Annotated in this window: 18 protein-coding genes and 4 pseudogenes; 13 read left to right on the forward strand and 9 right to left on the reverse strand. The window is 70.6% G+C overall.

From position 1 onward, the window contains the following. On the forward strand, positions 1-288 hold the full coding sequence (locus tag L2X99_RS08530) for a hypothetical protein (RefSeq protein WP_236124054.1): 288 nt from the start codon (positions 1-3) through the stop codon (positions 286-288). An 11-nt stretch (positions 289-299) separates the two neighbouring features. On the opposite strand, the gene L2X99_RS08535 is transcribed toward L2X99_RS08530, so the two are convergent. After that, on the reverse strand, positions 300-1,013 hold the full coding sequence (locus L2X99_RS08535; protein ID WP_236135858.1) for a ferritin-like fold-containing protein: 714 nt from the start codon (positions 1,011-1,013) through the stop codon (positions 300-302). Between the two features lie 196 nt (positions 1,014-1,209). On the opposite strand from L2X99_RS08535, the pseudogene L2X99_RS08540 reads away from it, so the two are divergent. Beyond that, positions 1,210-2,722: pseudogene (locus L2X99_RS08540) on the forward strand (DEAD/DEAH box helicase). 16 nt (positions 2,723-2,738) lie between these two features. Next, positions 2,739-3,065 (forward strand): hypothetical protein, encoded by a 327-nt coding sequence (locus L2X99_RS08545; protein WP_236124053.1) that lies wholly within the window; start codon positions 2,739-2,741, stop codon positions 3,063-3,065. Here the strand turns inward: L2X99_RS08545 and L2X99_RS08550 are convergent. Further along, positions 3,062-3,910, reverse strand: coding sequence for a DUF817 domain-containing protein (locus tag L2X99_RS08550; protein ID WP_236135859.1), 849 nt, complete (start codon positions 3,908-3,910; stop codon positions 3,062-3,064). The two genes, L2X99_RS08545 and L2X99_RS08550, sit on opposite strands and share 4 nt — an antisense overlap. 142 nt (positions 3,911-4,052) lie before the next feature. Next, positions 4,053-5,000 (reverse strand): PHP domain-containing protein, encoded by a 948-nt coding sequence (locus L2X99_RS08555; protein WP_236135922.1) that lies wholly within the window; start codon positions 4,998-5,000, stop codon positions 4,053-4,055. A gap of 84 nt (positions 5,001-5,084) precedes the next feature. Between L2X99_RS08555 and L2X99_RS08560 the strand changes: the two genes are divergently transcribed. From L2X99_RS08560 to L2X99_RS08585, 7 genes and pseudogenes are all read left to right on the forward strand, one after another. Further along, the gene (locus L2X99_RS08560) at positions 5,085-6,107 is read left to right on the forward strand and encodes an endonuclease/exonuclease/phosphatase family protein (protein ID WP_236124048.1); all 1,023 of its coding nucleotides are present in this window, start codon (positions 5,085-5,087) and stop codon (positions 6,105-6,107) included. A 104-nt stretch (positions 6,108-6,211) separates the two neighbouring features. Then, positions 6,212-7,636, forward strand: a complete 1,425-nt coding sequence (locus L2X99_RS08565; RefSeq protein ID WP_236135860.1) for an aminopeptidase P family protein — start codon at positions 6,212-6,214, stop codon at positions 7,634-7,636. Further along, positions 7,636-7,887 carry a hypothetical protein gene (locus L2X99_RS08570; protein ID WP_236135861.1) on the forward strand — a complete coding sequence of 84 codons (252 nt, stop codon included), beginning with the start codon at positions 7,636-7,638 and terminating at the stop codon, positions 7,885-7,887. Before L2X99_RS08565 ends, L2X99_RS08570 begins: the two co-directional genes overlap by 1 nt. Before the next feature lie 261 nt (positions 7,888-8,148). Beyond that, positions 8,149-8,307: pseudogene (locus tag L2X99_RS18535) on the forward strand (phosphotransferase); the annotation flags it as partial. Between the two features lie 100 nt (positions 8,308-8,407). After that, the gene (locus L2X99_RS08575; RefSeq protein WP_236135862.1) at positions 8,408-8,782 is read left to right on the forward strand and encodes a phosphotransferase; all 375 of its coding nucleotides are present in this window, start codon (positions 8,408-8,410) and stop codon (positions 8,780-8,782) included. A gap of 142 nt (positions 8,783-8,924) precedes the next feature. Further along, positions 8,925-9,665 (forward strand): phosphotransferase enzyme family protein, encoded by a 741-nt coding sequence (locus L2X99_RS08580; protein WP_236124042.1) that lies wholly within the window; start codon positions 8,925-8,927, stop codon positions 9,663-9,665. A 253-nt stretch (positions 9,666-9,918) separates the two neighbouring features. Then, on the forward strand, positions 9,919-10,758 hold the full coding sequence (locus L2X99_RS08585) for an alpha/beta fold hydrolase (protein ID WP_236124041.1): 840 nt from the start codon (positions 9,919-9,921) through the stop codon (positions 10,756-10,758). On the opposite strand, the gene L2X99_RS08590 is transcribed toward L2X99_RS08585, so the two are convergent. The 6 genes and pseudogenes from L2X99_RS08590 to L2X99_RS08615 form a co-directional block, all read right to left on the reverse strand. Continuing rightward, the gene (locus L2X99_RS08590) at positions 10,724-10,975 is read right to left on the reverse strand and encodes a hypothetical protein (protein WP_236124040.1); all 252 of its coding nucleotides are present in this window, start codon (positions 10,973-10,975) and stop codon (positions 10,724-10,726) included. The genes L2X99_RS08585 and L2X99_RS08590 overlap by 35 nt on opposite strands. Before the next feature lie 150 nt (positions 10,976-11,125). Continuing rightward, complete coding sequence (locus L2X99_RS08595; RefSeq protein ID WP_236124039.1) at positions 11,126-11,713, reverse strand: HAD family hydrolase; 588 nt, start codon at positions 11,711-11,713, stop codon at positions 11,126-11,128. Next, a pseudogene (locus tag L2X99_RS08600) lies at positions 11,710-11,916 on the reverse strand (hypothetical protein); the annotation flags it as partial. The pseudogene L2X99_RS08600 and the gene L2X99_RS08595, both read right to left, overlap by 4 nt. 23 nt (positions 11,917-11,939) lie before the next feature. After that, complete coding sequence (locus tag L2X99_RS08605) at positions 11,940-12,674, reverse strand: metallophosphoesterase family protein (RefSeq protein ID WP_236124038.1); 735 nt, start codon at positions 12,672-12,674, stop codon at positions 11,940-11,942. Between the two features lie 12 nt (positions 12,675-12,686). Beyond that, positions 12,687-13,334 carry an alpha/beta hydrolase family protein gene (locus L2X99_RS08610; protein ID WP_236126868.1) on the reverse strand — a complete coding sequence of 216 codons (648 nt, stop codon included), beginning with the start codon at positions 13,332-13,334 and terminating at the stop codon, positions 12,687-12,689. A 61-nt stretch (positions 13,335-13,395) separates the two neighbouring features. Beyond that, complete coding sequence (locus L2X99_RS08615) at positions 13,396-14,193, reverse strand: general stress protein (protein ID WP_236135863.1); 798 nt, start codon at positions 14,191-14,193, stop codon at positions 13,396-13,398. 91 nt (positions 14,194-14,284) lie between these two features. On the opposite strand from L2X99_RS08615, the pseudogene L2X99_RS08620 reads away from it, so the two are divergent. The 3 genes and pseudogenes from L2X99_RS08620 (at position 14,285) to L2X99_RS08630 (ending at position 17,166) form a co-directional block, all read left to right on the forward strand. Next, positions 14,285-15,548: pseudogene (locus L2X99_RS08620) on the forward strand (magnesium transporter MgtE N-terminal domain-containing protein). Beyond that, on the forward strand, positions 15,548-16,063 hold the full coding sequence (locus L2X99_RS08625) for a DUF1003 domain-containing protein (protein ID WP_236126867.1): 516 nt from the start codon (positions 15,548-15,550) through the stop codon (positions 16,061-16,063). The pseudogene L2X99_RS08620 and the gene L2X99_RS08625 overlap by 1 nt, the downstream one beginning before the upstream one ends. Continuing rightward, entirely contained in the window at positions 16,060-17,166 is a 1,107-nt protein-coding gene (locus tag L2X99_RS08630) for an Mrp/NBP35 family ATP-binding protein (protein ID WP_236124034.1), read from the forward strand. Before L2X99_RS08625 ends, L2X99_RS08630 begins: the two co-directional genes overlap by 4 nt. The last annotated feature ends 42 nt before the right edge of the window (positions 17,167-17,208 follow it).

Below are 17,208 nucleotides of genomic sequence, written 5' to 3' on the forward strand. Positions count from 1 at the left end.
ATGTACATCCTGCTGGCGCTCCTCGCGGCCTGCATCCTGGGCATCGGCCTGCACTACCTGCTGCCGTTCCGCCACCTGCGCGGCGTGGCCGTCACTCCGGCGATCGCCACGGCGGCCTCCGGCGTGATCTACACGGCGATGCAGTGGGCGGGCATCGCCGAGAGCAACGGCTGGCTGTGGCTCGCGAGCATCGGCGGCGGTCTGCTCATCGCCGCGATCGCCACCTGCCTGATCGCCGTCGTGCGGCACGCCGCCGATCAGAGGGCGCAGCAGGCCATCGGAGTCTGACGACCTGCCGGCTAGGAGGCGAGTCCCATCGCGTCCATGCGGCGGGCGTGCGCGCCCATCAGCTCGGTGTAGACCGGCTCGACCCGCTGCTCGTCCAGGGCGAGGCGCTCGGGGCGCAGCGCGCCGCGGCAGACGAGAAGGGTGTCGCCGACCAGGCGGCGCCCCCACATCGACAGCAGGGAGCGCCACTCCTCGTCGCTCTCGATCGTCTCCTGGATGATCGCGACGATCTCGCCTCCCGCGTCGTCCTCGCGGAGGATCTCGGCGACCCGCTCCCCCGTCTCGCCGTAGCTCGACGCGAGAGCGAGATAGAAGTCGTCGAGCATGCCGGCGGTCAGGTAGACCGCGAGCAGCGTCTCCTCCTGACGGGCGCCGATGGTCATGCGGCGGAAGTCGTCGAGGTTCTCGCGGAACGGCAGCATCAGCTCGGTGGGGTCCTCGCCGCGCTCGGTGATCACGCGGACGATGCCGCGATGCTTGTCGAGGGCCGCGCCGGCGGCGCGCGACAGCGCCTCCTTGCGAGCCAGTTCCGGCGTCGCACGGATGCCGCGGGTCAGGGTCTCGAAGTACCCGAGCTGCAGGTACGCGGCCTGGCCGAGGAAGCGGCTCAGCTCGGGTGCGAGCTCGGCGAAGTCGACGCGCGTCGCGTCGCCCAGGTCGCCCCGGCTGCGCACCGCGAGGGTGCGCCGGGGCTGGCTGCGCTTCTTCCAGAACCAGTTGACCACCCGCCCAGATTACCGGGGCGCGGCGCATGTCCGTGCGCGTGACTCGTCGGGTGATGACCCCCTCCGGTAGGCTGGTTCCCGTCCTGCCAGTGGAGCAGGACCCCGCGCCTGAGATCAGAGACGGCGTGGATCCGTTTACGAGGCGACTCCCGGGGTGCGACGACGCACAGCGCGGTCGCCGGACAGGCAACATACTGTGACTTCTTTCGCCGATCTCGGGATCGACCAGGACATCGTCGACGCACTCGCCGCCAAGGGCATCGTCGACGCGTTCCCGATCCAGGAGCAGACCATCCCCCTCGGCCTCCCCGGACAGGACATCATCGGCCAGGCCAAGACCGGCACCGGCAAGACCTTCGGCTTCGGCATCCCCGTGGTGCAGCGCCTGGGTCTGGACCCGGAGCCGGGCGTGAAGGCTCTCATCGTCGTGCCGACCCGCGAGCTGGCCGTGCAGGTCTACGAGGACATCGACCTGCTCACCTCGAATCGCTCCACCAGCGTCGTCGCCATCTACGGCGGCAAGGCCTACGAGGGCCAGATCGAGCAGCTCAAGGCGGGTGCGCAGATCGTGGTCGGCACTCCGGGCCGTCTGATCGATCTCGCCGGCCAGCGTCTGCTCGACCTGTCGAACGCTGCCGAGGTGGTGCTCGACGAGGCCGACAAGATGCTCGACCTCGGTTTCCTCGCCGACATCGAGAAGATCTTCCAGAAGGTCCCCGCCGGTCCGGCACACACAGCTGTTCTCCGCCACGATGCCCGGCCCGATCGTCGCCCTCGCACGCCGGTTCATGACCAACCCGATCCACATCCGTGCGAACGACCCCGACGAGGGGCTCACGCAGGCGAACATCAAGCACCTGGTCTACCGTGCGCACGCCCTGGACAAGGACGAGATCATCGCCCGCATCCTGCAGGCCGAGGGCCGCGGCAAGACCGTGATCTTCACCCGCACGAAGCGCGCCGCGCAGAAGCTGGTCGATGAGCTGAGCGACCGCGGCTTCAACGTCGGCGGCGTGCACGGCGACATGGGACAGGATCAGCGCGAGCGCTCGATGGCCGCGTTCAAGGCGGGCAAGAAGGACGTCATGGTCGCCACCGATGTGGCCGCCCGGGGAATCGACGTGAACGACGTCACGCACGTCATCAACCACACGATTCCCGATGAGGAGAAGACGTACCTGCACCGCGCCGGCCGCACCGGACGCGCCGGCAAGACCGGCATCGCGATCACGTTCGTCGACTGGGAGGACCTGCACAAGTGGGCCCTCATCAACCGGGCTCTCGAGTTCGGTCAGCCTGAGCCCGTCGAGACCTATTCGTCGAGCCCGCACCTCTACGAGGAGCTGAACATCCCCGCCGGCACCAAGGGCCGCCTCGTCACCGCTCCCAAGGCCGAGAAGCCGGCCGGCGAGCGCCGCCAGCGTCAGCCGCAGAAGGCGGCGGATGCTGCCGCGGAGGGCACCAGCGAGGGCACCACGAAGCGTCGCCGCCGTCGTCGCCGGGCCACCGAGCCGGTCGGCTCGACGTTCGCCGAGGGCACGGATGCCGCAGTCGCGGCGCCCACTGAGACCGACGGTGCGGACCGCGACGCGGAGGGCGCCGGCACTCACGACGGCGACACCACGCACGAGCACCACGACGGCAAGCCGGCGCCGCAGCGGCGCCGCCGTCGCCGCCGTTCCGGTGGAGCGGCCCCCAGCGGGGCCTGACCTGCGTCCGGTCTGGATGAAGCTCAATCGTGAGCAGCGGGACTTCCTCGCTTTAGGACTTGGTCAGTGGGGTGGGCCCGCGCGAATCAACGATCTGGTCGCCCGCGTCATCGGTTATGACGACGCGGGCGCGTTCTGCGCCGATCACGACCGCCTGCGCGGCGCCCTGCGCTCGGAGGAGCCGCTCGACGCTCGAGACACGTTGCGTGCGCTGATCGCTGTAGAACTCGTGTTCGTCGACGACCTGTTCGGCGCGGGCGTTGATTGGGAGACCGTTACGGGCCTGTCTGATGCTGAAACAGCCGCGATGCTGCGCGCAATTCAACGCGCGCGTTTGCATTAGCGGGCACCCGCCGGTGGATACACCAGCGTGACCAGCACCACCGAGATGATCATGAGCAGGAACCACGAGGTGAGCTTGCTCGGTGAGACGAGCTCCCAGCCGTCCGCCTGATTCGGATACGACCAGGCGCCCGCCCAGGTGCCGATGTTCTCGGCGGCGTAGATGAACACCGCGACCCCTGCGAACACCGCCAGCAGCGGCAGTCGCAGGGTCACCCGCCACGACCGCGCGTACATCCGGGTCGGGAGCCAGAGCACGACGACCGCGACGATCAGCACCCAGCGCAGGTCGATCCAGAAGTGGTGCGCGAAGAAGTTCGCGTAGATCGCCGCGGCGAGGACGACGGTGAGCCAGCGCCGCGGATAGCGGGTGAAGCCCAGATCGAACAGCCGGTGCACGCGCACCATGTACGACCCGACCGCGCCGTACATGAACCCGCTGAACAGGGGCACCGCGCCGAGATGGAGAAAGCCGCCCGCGGCGTACTGCCACGACCCGACGTCCGTCTTGAACAACTCCATGACGGTGCCGGTGAGGTGGAAGATCACGATCACCCACAGCTCCCGGCCGGTCTCCAGACGGAATGCGATCATCACGACCTGGATCAGCACCGCGGCGATCGTGAGCGCGTCGTTGCGGGCGAGCAGCGCGTCATCCGGATACCAGAGGCGAGCGGCGATGATGAGCACCAGCAGCGACGCCCCGAAGATGCACGCCCACGCCTGCTTGAGCAGGAAGACGGCGAACTCGATCAGCCGGGCGCGGCTGCCGTGATGCGGCGCCCCTTGGAGCACGCGTCTCGCGACGACGTCGATACGGCGTTCGAGAGAGGTGCCCCACTGCATGCGAGGAGGCTACGGGGCGAACCTGCACGGTAGCCCGGGAGGTTCGTCTCGCCGCATTCGACGACCGGGGTGAGGGAGGCCCGCACCGCCGGAACCGCCCGCAGTGATGGTCCCCGCTTCGCGCGGCTGAACGTTGCACGTGCTACGCGGATATGCGCCGCGCGAGCAGAGAACAGTAGCGCGAGCGCGATGGCCCGCAGAGAACAGCCGCGCCCGCGGAGAACAGCAGCGTGATCAGGCCGGGTACCGCCGGCGACGAGCCGGTGCCGCGGGCGACCAGGCGCTCGAGCATGTCCTCGCCGGTGGTGTTCTCGCCCGGCACATTGGGCTTTCCGGCGCCGTGGTAGTCGCTCGAACCGGTGACGATCAGGTCGCGCCTGGCAGCGATCTCGCGCAGCATCCGCTTGCCCTGCTCGGTGTTCTCGCGATGCTCGATCTCGAAGCCGGCGAGCCCGGCGTCGATGAGACGCTCGAGGAACGGCGCGGGCATCATCCGGTCGCGTCCGGCGGTGGCGGGATGGGCGATGATCGCGACTCCCCCGGCATCCGTGATCAGGCGCACCGCGGTGAGCGGGTCGGGCGCGTAGTGCGGCTCGTAGTACCCGGTGCGAGGATGCAGGATTCCGTCGAAGGCCTCCCCGCGGTCGACCACGATGCCCCGCGCGATCAGCGCGTCGGCGATGTGCGGGCGGCCGATCGTGGCATCCGCAGAGGTCTGCCCGAGCACGTCGTCCCAGGTCAGGTCGTAGTCCCTCGAGATGTTCCGCACGATGCGCTCGGCACGACCGATGCGATCGTCGCGGATGCGATTCGTCTCGGCGACCAGTGCGGCGTCCGTCGGATCGAACAGGTAGCCGAGCACGTGCACGCTGCGCCACTCGTGCTTCGCCGACAACTCCATGCCGGGGATGAACGTCATGCCGAGCGCGACGGCCTCGTCGCCGGCCTCGTCCCACCCCGTGGTGCGGTCGTGATCGGTCAGCGCGACGGTGCGCAGACCATGCGCGTGCGCCTGACGGACCACCTCTGCGGGCGTCTCGGTGCCGTCGGAGTGGTTCGAGTGCAGATGGAGGTCGCCGGGACCGGCGATCCGCGGGCGCCCGTGGTCATCCTCCGAGCGTACTCACCCGCCGCGATCAGGGGCGTCACAGCGCGAAGCCGTAGGCTCGAGAGGATGTTCCGACTTCTGGGTCTGCTGCTGACCGTGCTCTACGCGATCGCCGCGGCCGTCGTCGTGTGGCCGCAGTTCTTCCGGCTCGAGCAGACCTTCCCGTTCGCCCAGCTCGTGGCCTCGCGCGGAGCCCTGCTGCTCGCCTTCGCCGTGGTCGGCGCGCTCTCGCTGCTGCTGATGATCGCGCGGCCGCTGCGCGGCTTCGCGGCCTCCCTGCTGGTCGTCTCGATCCTCGCCGGCGGCGCGATCGGCGTGATCGGAGCGGTCCGCGGGCTCTCCGGAGGGTCCCTGCCCGAGAAGACCGAGGGGAGCGTGCGCGTGATGACATGGAACACCCGTGGTGAGGCCGCTTCCGCCGACCGGATCGCGCGCACGGCGCTCGACCAGAAGGCCGACATCGTCACCCTCCCCGAGACCGCGGAGGGCGTCGGAGAGCGGATCGCCGTGCTGATGCGCGAGAGCGGCCGGCCGATGTGGGTGCACAACGTCAACATCCGCCCCGACGTGCAGAACGGTCCGCAGGCATGGCAGACCACGGTGCTGATCTCGCCCGAGCTCGGCGACTACTCGGTGATCAAGTCGTCGACGGACGGCTCGAGCAACACCGGATCGGTGCCGAGCGTGGTCGCGATGCCGGTCGACGGGCAGGGTCCGACCGTGGTCGCCGTGCACGCCGTCGCGCCTCGCCAGGAGGCGATGGACCGGTGGCGCACCGACCTGCGCTGGATCGCGGATCAGTGCCCGAAGGGCGACTTCATCCTCGCCGGTGATTTCAACGCCACGGTCGACCACATGGCGCGTCTCGGCGTCGGCGGGGGCGACATGGGCCACTGCCGCGATGTCGCCACGCGCACCGGGACGGGCATGTGGGGCACCTGGCCGAGCAGCATCCCCGCACTGCTCGCGGCACCCATCGACCACATCATGGCGAGCGCCAACTGGACGCCCACCGGCTCGGTCGTCATCGACGACGCCGCCGGCTCCGACCATCGCGCGCTGGTGGCGCAGCTCGAGCCCGCACGCTGACGCGTTTCGTCTCTGCGTTTCGACTCGCTTTCGGCTCGCTCGACGACCATCGCGCGCTCAGCAACCGGCGACCGGTGACCGGCGACCGGTGAGAGGATGGATGCATGAGTACCCCCGCAGACGGCGACGCGATCGCCGACACCGCCGACGCCGCCGTCGTCGAGGAGAAGACCAACCGGCGTCAGCCGTTCCCCCAGGGCTTCCTGGACACGATCTCGACCGGCTGGGCCGAGCGCACCGAGTCGCTGCCCGCCGCACGTGCGCAGGCGCCCTATGCCTCCGCCCGCCGCGACGCCGTGTCCAAGGCGTTCCCCGGTAAGCGCCTCGTGGTGCCCGCAGGCTCTCTCAAGCAGCGCAGCAACGACACCGACTACCCGTTCCGCGCGCACTCCGCCTTCGCGCACCTCACCGGGTGGGCCACCGACTCCGAGCCCGACTCGATCCTCGTCTTCGAGCCGACCGCCGACGGGCACGACGTCACGCTGTACTTCCGCGAGCGCGCCGACCGCACCACCGCCGAGTTCTACTCGGATGCGACGATCGGCGAGTTCTGGATCGGGCCGCGGCCGTCGCTGGCCGGCGTCGCCGCCGATCTCGGCGTGGCCACCGCGCATCTGGACGGCTTCGCCGCGGGCGACGACGACCTCGTCGTGGACGCCGACGACGACCTGACCCGGCTCGTCTCCGAGCTGCGCCTGGTCAAGGACGAGTACGAGATCGCCGAGATGAAGCACGCGGTCGCCGTCACCGCGGCCGGCTTCGACGACGTGATCCGCGATCTGCCCCGCGCCGTCGAGCACCCCCGCGGCGAGCGCATCGTCGAGGGCATCTTCCACCAGCGCGCCCGCAGCGATGGCAACTGGGAGGGCTACGACACGATCGCGGCATCCGGCCCGCACGCCTGCTACCTGCACTGGACCCGCAACGACGGCGCCGTGATCCCGGGCGACCTGATCCTCATCGATGCCGGTGTCGAGACCGACAGCCTCTACACCGCCGACATCACCCGCACGCTGCCGGTGTCCGGCACGTTCACCGAGGTGCAGCGCCGCGTGTACGAGACCGTGCGGGAGGCGGCGGATGCCGCGTTCGCGGCAGCCCGTCCCGGGGTGAGGTTCCGCACCGTGCACGAGGCCGCGATGAAGGTCATCGCGGAGCGGACGGCCGAGTGGGGCGTGCTGCCGGTGAGCGCCGAGGAAGCGCTCGACGCCGACAAGGGCGGCCAGCAGCGCCGTTACATGGTGCACGGCACGTCGCATCACCTCGGCCTGGATGTGCATGACTGCGCGCAGGCCCGCCGCGAGATGTACTACGACGGCGAGCTGCAGGCCGGCATGGTGTTCACGATCGAGCCCGGTCTGTACTTCCAGATCGACGACGTCACCGTGCCCGAGGAGCTGCGCGGCATCGGCGTGCGCATCGAGGACGACATCCTGATGACCGAGGACGGCCCGGTGAACCTGTCGGCCGGCATCCCGCGCACGGCCGACGAGGTCGAGGCCTGGATCGCCCGGACGCAGGAGGGATGATGGCCGGCCTCACCGGGTGGCACATGCTGTTCATCGTGCCGTTCATCTGGGCGATCGTCGCCGCGATCGTCGGCCTGGTCGTCTACTTCGCCGTGCGCTTCGCGGTACTGCACGCGCTGAAGGCGCACACCCGCTGGGTGGATGCGGGCAAGCCCGCCTCGGGTGCGGCCGCTGCCCCCTATCCGCCGGCCGGCCCGGCGCAGGGCCCGACCGCGCCGCCGCAGGCGCCCGGCGCGCCGCCGCAGGCGTGACCGACGACGCACGGATGCACGACGGCCAGCTGGCTCTGGAGAACCGGCTGGCCGTCGCGTTGATCTCGGCCTCTGTACCAGAGGCGCAGGCGATGCCGGTGCGCAGACTGCCCTCACCGGGCACGGTGAACGCGCTGTTCCGCATCGGTGAGGGGCTGGTCGCGCGCTTCCCCTCGTGTCCACCCCTCTCGCGGAGGTGCGGGCCGAGGCCGAGCGGATGGCCGAGTTCGCCGAGGTCTCCCCGTGCCCGCACCCCGTCCGGTGCGCGTCGCCGACGCGTCGGCGGAGTACCCGTCGGCGTGGATGGTCACGACCTGGGTGGACGGCGAGACTGCGGAGGAACTCTCGGATACCCGGCATCCGCTGCTCGCCGGCGATCTCGCGGGCCTCATCGTCGCGCTGCGGGGCGAGCCGCTGCGCGGCCGGTCCTTCGACGGGAAGGGTCGCGGCGGGGAGCTGACCGATCACGATGAGTGGGTGCAGATGTGCTTCGACCGCAGCGGGCATCTGCTCGACGTCGATGCCGGACGCGCTCTGTGGGCGCGGCATCCCGCATCCGGGAGTCGAGGTGATGTCGCACCGCGACCTGATCCCGCCCAATCTGCTGATCTCACCGGACGGGCGCCTGTCGGGAGTGCTCGACACCGGATCGTTCGGCCCGGTCGACCCGGCGCTGGATCTCGTCGCCGCCTGGCACCGTTTCGAGGCCGATGACCGCGAGGTGCTGCGATCGCGCATCGGCTCGGATGACGCCGAGTGGCGGCGCGGAGCCGCGTGGGCACTGCAGCAGGCGGTGGGCCTCGGCTGGTACTACGAGCGCTCGAACCCGCCGATGGCGCGCCTCGGCCTGCGCACGATGGCGCGACTGCTCGCCGCAGACGATCTCAGCGGCTGACCGGCGGCCGCACGGGTCAGCGAGACACCCGATTCGTCGTGAGCGCGCCCCTCAGCGCGGGTGTCTCAGGCGTGAGCGAGTGGCTCGTGTCCGTGCGGGGCCGCGCCTGACCACGCGGGCGCCCTCCCCTACGCTGTGTTCCGTGGACACCGAGCACCCGCTGACCGGCGGCAACGCGACCGCTTCCGTCGTGCGGATCGGCGCGACGGTGCGGAAGCCGTGGACGGCGAAGACGGCGCTCGTGCAAGATCTCGTCGAGCACGTCCGGGCTCGGGGCGTCGATGCGCCCGCCCCGCTCGGTCGTGACGAGCAGGGGCGGCAGATCCTGGAGTTCGTGCCGGGAGCGGGACCCGAGGTGCTCGACACCGACGACCTGAACCGGATCGGGCGCATGGTTCGCGGCATCCATGACGCGGCGGCCTCGTTCCCATTCCGCACGACGGATGCCTGGGACGTGCTGCTTCCGGCACCGGATCAGCCGGAGCTGATCTGTCACGGAGACGTGGCCCCGTGGAACCTGATCGTCGGCGACCGCTGGGTGTTCATCGACTGGGACGGCGCAGGGCCCAGCACCCGGCTGTGGGACCTGGCGTACTCGGCGTCGGCGTTCACGCTGAACGATCCCGCACAGGACCCGCAGGACGCCGGCGCCCGACTGGCCGCGTTCATCGCCGGTTACGACGCCGACGATGGGATGAGATCGCTTCTCCCTGCTGCGATGGCTCAGCGCACAGCGGCGATGCTCCGGATGCTCGGGCAGGCGCACGACCGCGGCGAGGAGCCGTGGGGGTCGATGTACGTCGAGGGTCACGGTGCCCACTGGCGCGCGGTGACCGAGTACGTGCGCGCGCACGAAGCCGTGTGGCGGGATGCTCTGGGCTGACCGCCGCGAGACGTGGCACGGGCGCGCGGCGGCGCTCGAGCTCGAGCGGAGCGGAGCGATGCTGGGGCGGAGCACCGCGCGAGCGGAGCACCGCGCGGGGGGCGGAGCATCGCGCGAGCGGAGCGCCACGCGGGGGCGGAGCATCGCGCGAGCAAGGCGCTGCGCGAGCGGGGTTTCGCACGCGCCGGACATCGCACAGGCAGGAACTCGCGCGAGGCGGCCCGACGATAGGCTCGGCAGCGTGACGCCCGCCATGACCGATCGACTCGTGGAGACCGCAGACGGCCGCGTGCTGCACACGATGAGCCTCGGTGCGGGCGACGACCTGGTCGTGCTCGAGGCCGGCCTCGGCATCAGCGGGCGGTACTGGGGGCCGGTGCAGCAGCAGGTCGCGCGGTCGGCGCGCGTGGTCGCCTACGAGCGAGCGGGGTACGGCACCAGCACGCCGGGTCCGGCGCGGCACCGCGACCTCGCGGGACTGACGGACGACCTGCAGGCGGCGATCGAGAGTGAGGCGCACCGGCGGCTCGTGCTCGTCGGGCACAGCTGGGGCGGTCCGATCGTGCGGACGCTGGCCGCGCGACTCGCCGTTGCCGGCTCGCCGCCGGCGGGCCTCGTTCTGGTGGATCAGAGCGATGAGCATGCTGCCGACCTCTACGTCTCACCGATGATGCGCTGGTCATCCGCCTCCCAGGCGAAGCTGATGCCGCCGCTCGCGCGGATGCGGCTGCTCGCCCCGCTGATGCGCTCGACGCTCACCGGACTGCCGGAGCCGTGGCGCACCGCCGCTGCAGACGCCTCTGCCACGGTTGCGGCAGCGCGGGCCGCGGCCGCCGAGCTGAGTCACGTCGCGGACGGCGTCCAGCAGCTGATGGAGGCATCGCCGGATCTGAGCGGGGTCCCAGTCACCGTCCTCTCCGGCGCACGCAGCACCTTCGCCGACCGGCGGATGCGCGCGCGGCTGGTCGCGGCGCACCGAGAGACCGCGCGCGCACTCGATGCGAGGTTCGTCGTGGCCGAGCGCTCCGGCCATCTGATCCCGGTCGCCGAACCCGAACTCATCGCGACGGAAGCCGTCGCGCACTTCCGGTGAGAAACGAACACATCTCGAGCAGCGGCAGCTGCTCGACGACATCGTCGAGTCCGTACGTGAGATCGAGACCACCCTGGCCGAGTTGCAGGCGGCCCGCGACGGCCTGCTCGCCCTCGCCACCCAGTTCGTCCTCGCGGCCGCCGAGGCCAGCGACGGCGCTGACAGCGGCGACCTGACCCTGCGGGCCGTGGCCGCCGAGCTCGGCGCGGTGCAGCACGTGTCGACGTCCTCAAACACCACACACCCTGGCACGTCCGCCAACTCGACGCCGGAAAGCTGGAATGGACCAGCCGCACCGGCCTGATCTACATCGACCGGCCACCCCCACAGAACACGGTCACCTTCGCCGAAGAACGGCCGCACCTTTCTAGTCACCGAGGTGTGCGCGCAGCGCGTGGCGCAGATCAACTGCGTCCGTGAACCGATGGGCGTGCAAGCCCGCCGCAACCGCACCGGCGACGTTCGTCGCGGAGTCGTCGATGAAGAAGATCTCGTCGGGCGCGCATCCGAGTGCCTCGATGACGTGCGCGAACACTCGCGCATCAGGCTTCGCATGCCCGATCTCGGCGGAGTTGAAGATCGGGTCGAAGGCGCCTGTGAGTCCGAGTGCCGAGGTCTCTTCGGCGATCGTGTCGGTGCCGTTGGTGAGGATCGCAGTGCGGATGCCGCGATCGCGGATCTCTGCGGCGAGCGCGAGCACGTCCGGATCGACGTGCGCCTGCTGTGCGCCCCACTGCATCGCAGCCTCAGCGCTGCCGATCGCCTCGCCGACGGCGGACACCCAGTCGGCACGGGGCAGCCGGCCTGTGACGAGCATGCCGGCGAGCCGCGGTTCGAAAGCGACTCGAGCGAGCTCCCCCGCAGCGACTCCGTGTCGCCGCTCGATGTCCGCCGTGACCTCGGGATCGAAATGCCGGATCACGCCGTCGAGGTCGAAGAGAACGGTCGTGATCATCCGTCCATCCTGCCCGAGAAGCCCGCGACCACCTCGACCTTGAACCCCGCCGCGTTCTCCAGCCAGCCGGCGTAGTGGTCTGCGCCGCCGGCATGCGGATACCGGTCCGCGTACAGCGGCTGCCAGCCGTGAGCCCCGGCAACCGCCATCAGCGCGTCCACGGCATCCCGCGAGCCTCCGTGGAAGGCCAGATGGTTCATCCCGGCGTGGTGGAACCCGGCCGTGATCACTGCATTCCGCGATACCGCGCCGTGCGCAGCTCGACGGTCCAGACATCGCGCTCCGGCATCCCGAGCCGCTCGGCCACCTCGACCTCGGCCTCGATGTCGTACGGCACGCGCACGAACTGGATGCCGAAGGGCGCGACGTCCTCCACGCCGAGAAGGCCCTCGAGGATGACGTACGACGGCGTCGGCTCGTCCAGTGGATTTCCCACGCTCCCGACGTTGAACAGCGTCCGGCCGCCTTCGGACTCGATGTAGGCGTCGTGGATGTCCGCATAGCCGACCACATCGGGAGCCGGGCCGTCGCCGGTCATCGCCGTGTTCTCGAACATCGCGGCGAACTGCTCCGGCGTGTGGTGGAAGTGCACCCGCTTGTGCGGGCTCTCCGCCGACGCGTGGAACAGCCGGATCCGCCGTCCGCTCATCATCAGGTCGTGGCTGAGCGGCAGATCCTGCAGCCAGGCGCGGCTCGAACCAGACAGCTCATCGCGCCACCAGACCAGCCCTTCCGAGGCGTCGTCGGCGATGCCGGGCAGGAAGTCGTCCCAGTTGCCGCGCACATTCACCGCGCATGCCTCACGGCAGCGCTGCACGGCCGCCTCGCCGCGCGGTCCCTTCCCCGCCGTGTCGCCCAGGTTGACTATCTGCTCGATCCCGCGGTGGTGGATGTCGGCGAGCACCGCGTCGAGCGCCCCGAGATTGCCGTGCACGTCGGAGATGAGGGCGATGCGATCCACCCGTCCATCGTGTCACGCCGCCGACGTCAGGAACTCCGCCACGAGCGGCGCGAGCGCCGCCCCGATCTCGGATGCCGAGCGTTTGCGACCCTTCACCTCGAAGGAATGCCCGCCTCCTTCGACCCATTCGAGCCGGGCGTCCTGGCACGACGCCACCGCCGCTTCGAGCTGCGACGGCGGCTGGATGAACGGGTCGTTCGTGCCGGACAGGAACAGCTGTGGCGGGACGATCGCCGGAAGATGCTCGACGCGCGGCTTGTCGGGCCTCCCGGGCGGGTGCAGGGGATATCCGAGGTACACGAGCCCGTCCACGTCGAGTCCCTCGGCGACCGCCATCGAGGCCATCCGCCCGCCGTACGACCTGCCGGACGCGAACACGCGCGCCTCCGGCACCTGAGCACGCGCCCAGGCGACGACACCGCGCCAGGTCGTGATCGCCTGCGCGGCCGGGCCCGGCATCCGCCTGCCTGCGTCCACGTAGGGGAAGTTGAACCGCAGCGTCGAGAATCCCTCGGCACGGAGCGCCTCGAAGAATCCGAGCAGGAACGGATGATCCATCCCCGTGCCCGCACCGTGTGCGATCGCCACGACGTCGCCGCCGTCCACCGGCTCCCAGGCGGCCGACACCGTCTCCGCAGGCAGATCGACGGGGATCCTCATGTCCGGAGGAACGGGATCGCGAACGGAACCCGCATGACCTTCCCGCTCGCGGCCGGAGACCTCATCGTCCCTCGTCGTGCTTGTCCGCGCCACCGCCGGATTCCTGTTCCGGTGCCGATGCGAAGTCGGCGTCCTGCTCAGGCCCGGCGGGCGGCTCATCCGGAGCATCCTCGGACCCCGGAACCGGCGGCGCGGGCATGGGGGGCAGCGGAGGTGCCGCAGGAGGCTGCGGGGCCGAGGCCGGCTGCGCCGTGGCATCCGCCGGCTGCGACGGACCGGATGCCGGATCCTGTGTGCCCGTCGTCGGCTGAGCGTTCGACCCGTCCGATGCGATCCGCTCGCCGTACCTCGGCGGTTCGTCGAGGTTGACGGCGGGGCGCACCGGCTCGGCTCGCGTCGACGCGCCGACCACCTGACGCGCCTTCGCCAGCGACGCCGACTGCACGCGCACCTCGTAGTGATCCGCGGCGAGCTGCGTGACGCTCGCGAAGTCGCGGCGGCGCCGCACGATCGCGAACGAGATCAGGCTCATGATCATGCCGAGTGCGACGCCGATGAACACGAATCCGAGGAAAAGCGTGATCGGGGCGTTCGGGTTGCCGAACAGCATGATCGCCGAGAGGAAGAGCCCGATGAGGACGCCGTTGATGGCGCCGGATCGCGCGGCCATCGCGTAGCCGAGCCGTCCGGTGACGCGCTCGATGGTGCGCACGCCCATGCCCACGATCGCGATGTCGCGAGCGGGCACCTCACCGGCGATCAGCTTCGAGACCGTCTTCTGAGCGCTCTCGTAGTCACGCACCGAGAAGACGATCTCTCCCACATCGGTGCCGTTCGCCGGTCGGTTCAGCATGCTCATGCGGCCATTGTTCCATGTCGACTTCTGGAGCACCCGGGCACGGCGGATGCTTCCGCTGAGGGCGCAACCGCCCGCGCACTACTCTGGTTCCGTGAGCACACAACGGGTTTTCGTCGCGCGCCTGGCGGGCTGCGCCGTCTTCGACCCCGTGGGCGACCGGCTCGGCAAGGTCCGGGACGTCGTCATCGTGTATCGAAGTTCCGCCGCGCCCCGTGTGATCGGCCTGGTCGTGGAGATCCCCGGTCGCCGTCAGGTGTTCCTGTCGATCGGCAGGGTCACGTCCATCCGCGCGGGTCAGGTCATCTCGACCGGCCTCATCAACGTGCGCCGGTTCCAGCCGCGCCCCGGTGAGGTGCGGGTGCTCGCCGAGTACCTCGGCCGGCAGGTCGCGTTCGCCGACGGCAGCGGCACCGCCGTGGTCGAGGATGTCGCGATCGAGCAGGACCGGCACGGCGAGTGGGCCATCGCCCAGCTGTTCCTGCGCAAGCCGAAGACCAGCGCCTCGCCGTTCGCCAAGGGGCCGACGACCTTCGCGGCATGGAACGAAGTGGCTGAGCAGCGCACTCCCGGCGCGGCGCAGTCCGCCGAGCAGCTGGTCGCCAGCTACTCCGAGCTGCACGCCGCCGACCTGGCGACCACGCTGCTCGATCTTCCCGAGCAGCGCATGATCGAGGTCGCCGAGGAGCTGCCGGACGAGCGTCTCGCCGACGCCCTCGAGGAGATGCCCGAGGACGATCAGATGGGCATCCTCGACCGGCTCGGAGACGAGCGCGCGGCCGACGTGCTCGACGAGATGGAGCCCGACGACGCGGCCGACCTGCTCGCCCAGCTGCCGCCGGAGCGCCTCGAGCAGCTCCTCGCGCTGATGGAGCCGGAGGAGGCCGAGGACGTGCGGATGCTGCTGCGCTACGGCCCCGACACCGCCGGCGGACTCATGACGCCGGAGCCGATCATCCTGTCCGCCGACGCGACCGTCGCGGAGGCACTCGCCCTCATCCGGCGGCACGAGCTGCATCCCGCCCTCGCCGCCGGCGGTGTTCGTCACCCTGCCGCCCTTCGAGACCCCCACCGGACGCCTGCTCGGCCTCGTGCACTTCCAGCGGATGCTGCGCTACCCGCCGCACGAACGACTCGGCGCGATCGTCGACGACAGCCTTGAGCCGGTGCCGGCCACGGCGTCCGCCGCCGAGGTCGCGCGCATGCTCGCCAGCTACGACCTGGTGTCGCTGCCCGTCGTCGACACCGCGCACCGCCTGGTCGGCGCGGTCAGCATCGACGACGTGCTCGACTACCTGCTGCCCGACGACTGGCGCACCCATGACGCGGACGAGACCGCAGCAGGAGGTGCACGATGATGGCCCGCGAGCCCCGCCTCGACAAGCCGCTGGACCGGGGCGTCGCCGCTCGTCCCTCCGCGTCCTCGCGCGACAGGTTCGGACGGTTCACCGAGTGGGTGGCCCGCGCCATGGGCACCCCGACCTTCCTGCTGATCCTGACGCTGTTCTGCGCCGCGTGGATCGCGTGGAACACGATGATGCCCGAGAACCTGCGATTCGACGACGCAGCGCTGGGCTTCACCGCGCTCACCCTCATGCTGTCGCTGCAGGCGTCGTACGCCGCCCCGCTCATCCTGCTCGCGCAGAACCGGCAGGATGACCGCGACCGGGTGCAGATCGAGCAGGATCGGCAGCGCGCCGAGCGCAACATGGCAGACACCGAATACCTGGCCCGCGAGGTCGTGGCGCTGCGCATCGCGCTCGAGGAGCGCAGCGCGCAGACCGTGACCCGCGACGTGCTCCGGCAGGAGCTGAAGGCGCTGCTCGGCGAGCTCGAGGCCTCACGCGACGACGATCAGGAGAACGCGCAGTGACAGCAGCCGACAGTGTCCGGCGGGCGGTCGCCGCCGTCACGGACCCCGAGCTGCGCCGACCGATCGGCGACCTCGACATGGTGCGCGACGTGTCGGTCGACGGCACGACGGCGAAGGTCTCGATCGTGCTCACGATCGTCGGATGCCCCGCCGCGCAGCGCATCGAGCAGGACGTCCGGGACGCCGCAGCATCGGTGCCCGGGATCGACGAGGTGACGGTCGACGTCGGCGTGATGACGCCGGAGGAGCGCCGGGCGCTCACCGAGAAGCTGCGTGACGGCCGCCCGGCCAGGCAGATGCCGTTCGGCCCCGACTCGCTGACCCGCGTGATCCTGGTCTCCAGCGGCAAGGGCGGAGTGGGCAAGTCGACGGTGACCGCCAACCTGGCTGTGGCCCTCGCCGCGCGCGGCCTGCGTGTGGGCCTCATCGACGCCGACGTGCACGGCTTCTCGATCCCGGGACTGCTCGGCATCGAGCCCGGCACCCAGCCGACCCGCATCGACGACCTCATGCTGCCCCCGGTGGCGCACGATGTGAAGACCATCTCGATCGGGATGTTCCTGCGCGAGGGCGAGCAGGTGGTGGCCTGGCGCGGACCGATGCTGCACCGCACCGTGACGCAGTTCCTCACCGACGTGTTCTTCGGAGACCTCGACGTGCTGCTCGTCGACATGCCGCCGGGAACCGGCGACATCGCCATCTCGATCGGTCAGATCCTGCCGCACGCGGAGGTGCTCGTCGTGACGACGCCGCAGCCGGCGGCCGCAGAGGTCGCGATCCGCAGCGGACTGGTGGCCCGGCGCACGGGCCAGCGCGTGATCGGCGTGGTCGAGAACATGGCTGCGCTCGCACTGCCGGACGGCACGGCCCTCGACCTGTTCGGTTCCGGCGGCGGCGCCCAGGTCGCGGAGGCGCTCGAGGTGCCGCTGCTGGCGTCCATCCCGCTCAGCCCCGCGCTGCGCGTGGGAGGGGACGCCGGGATGCCGGTGGTCCTGGGCGAGCCGCAGGACGCCTCTGCTCGGGCGATCAGCGCCCTCGCGGAGACCGTCGCCGGGCAGGGTCGCAGCCTGGCCGGGCGCTCACTGCCGTTCGCGCCGCGCTGATCTCAGGTGGCCTCGTCGTCGAAGGGCGGCGGAGTCGCACGG

This window comes from Microbacterium sp. KUDC0406 (assembly GCF_021582875.1).
Lineage (GTDB): Bacteria > Actinomycetota > Actinomycetes > Actinomycetales > Microbacteriaceae > Microbacterium.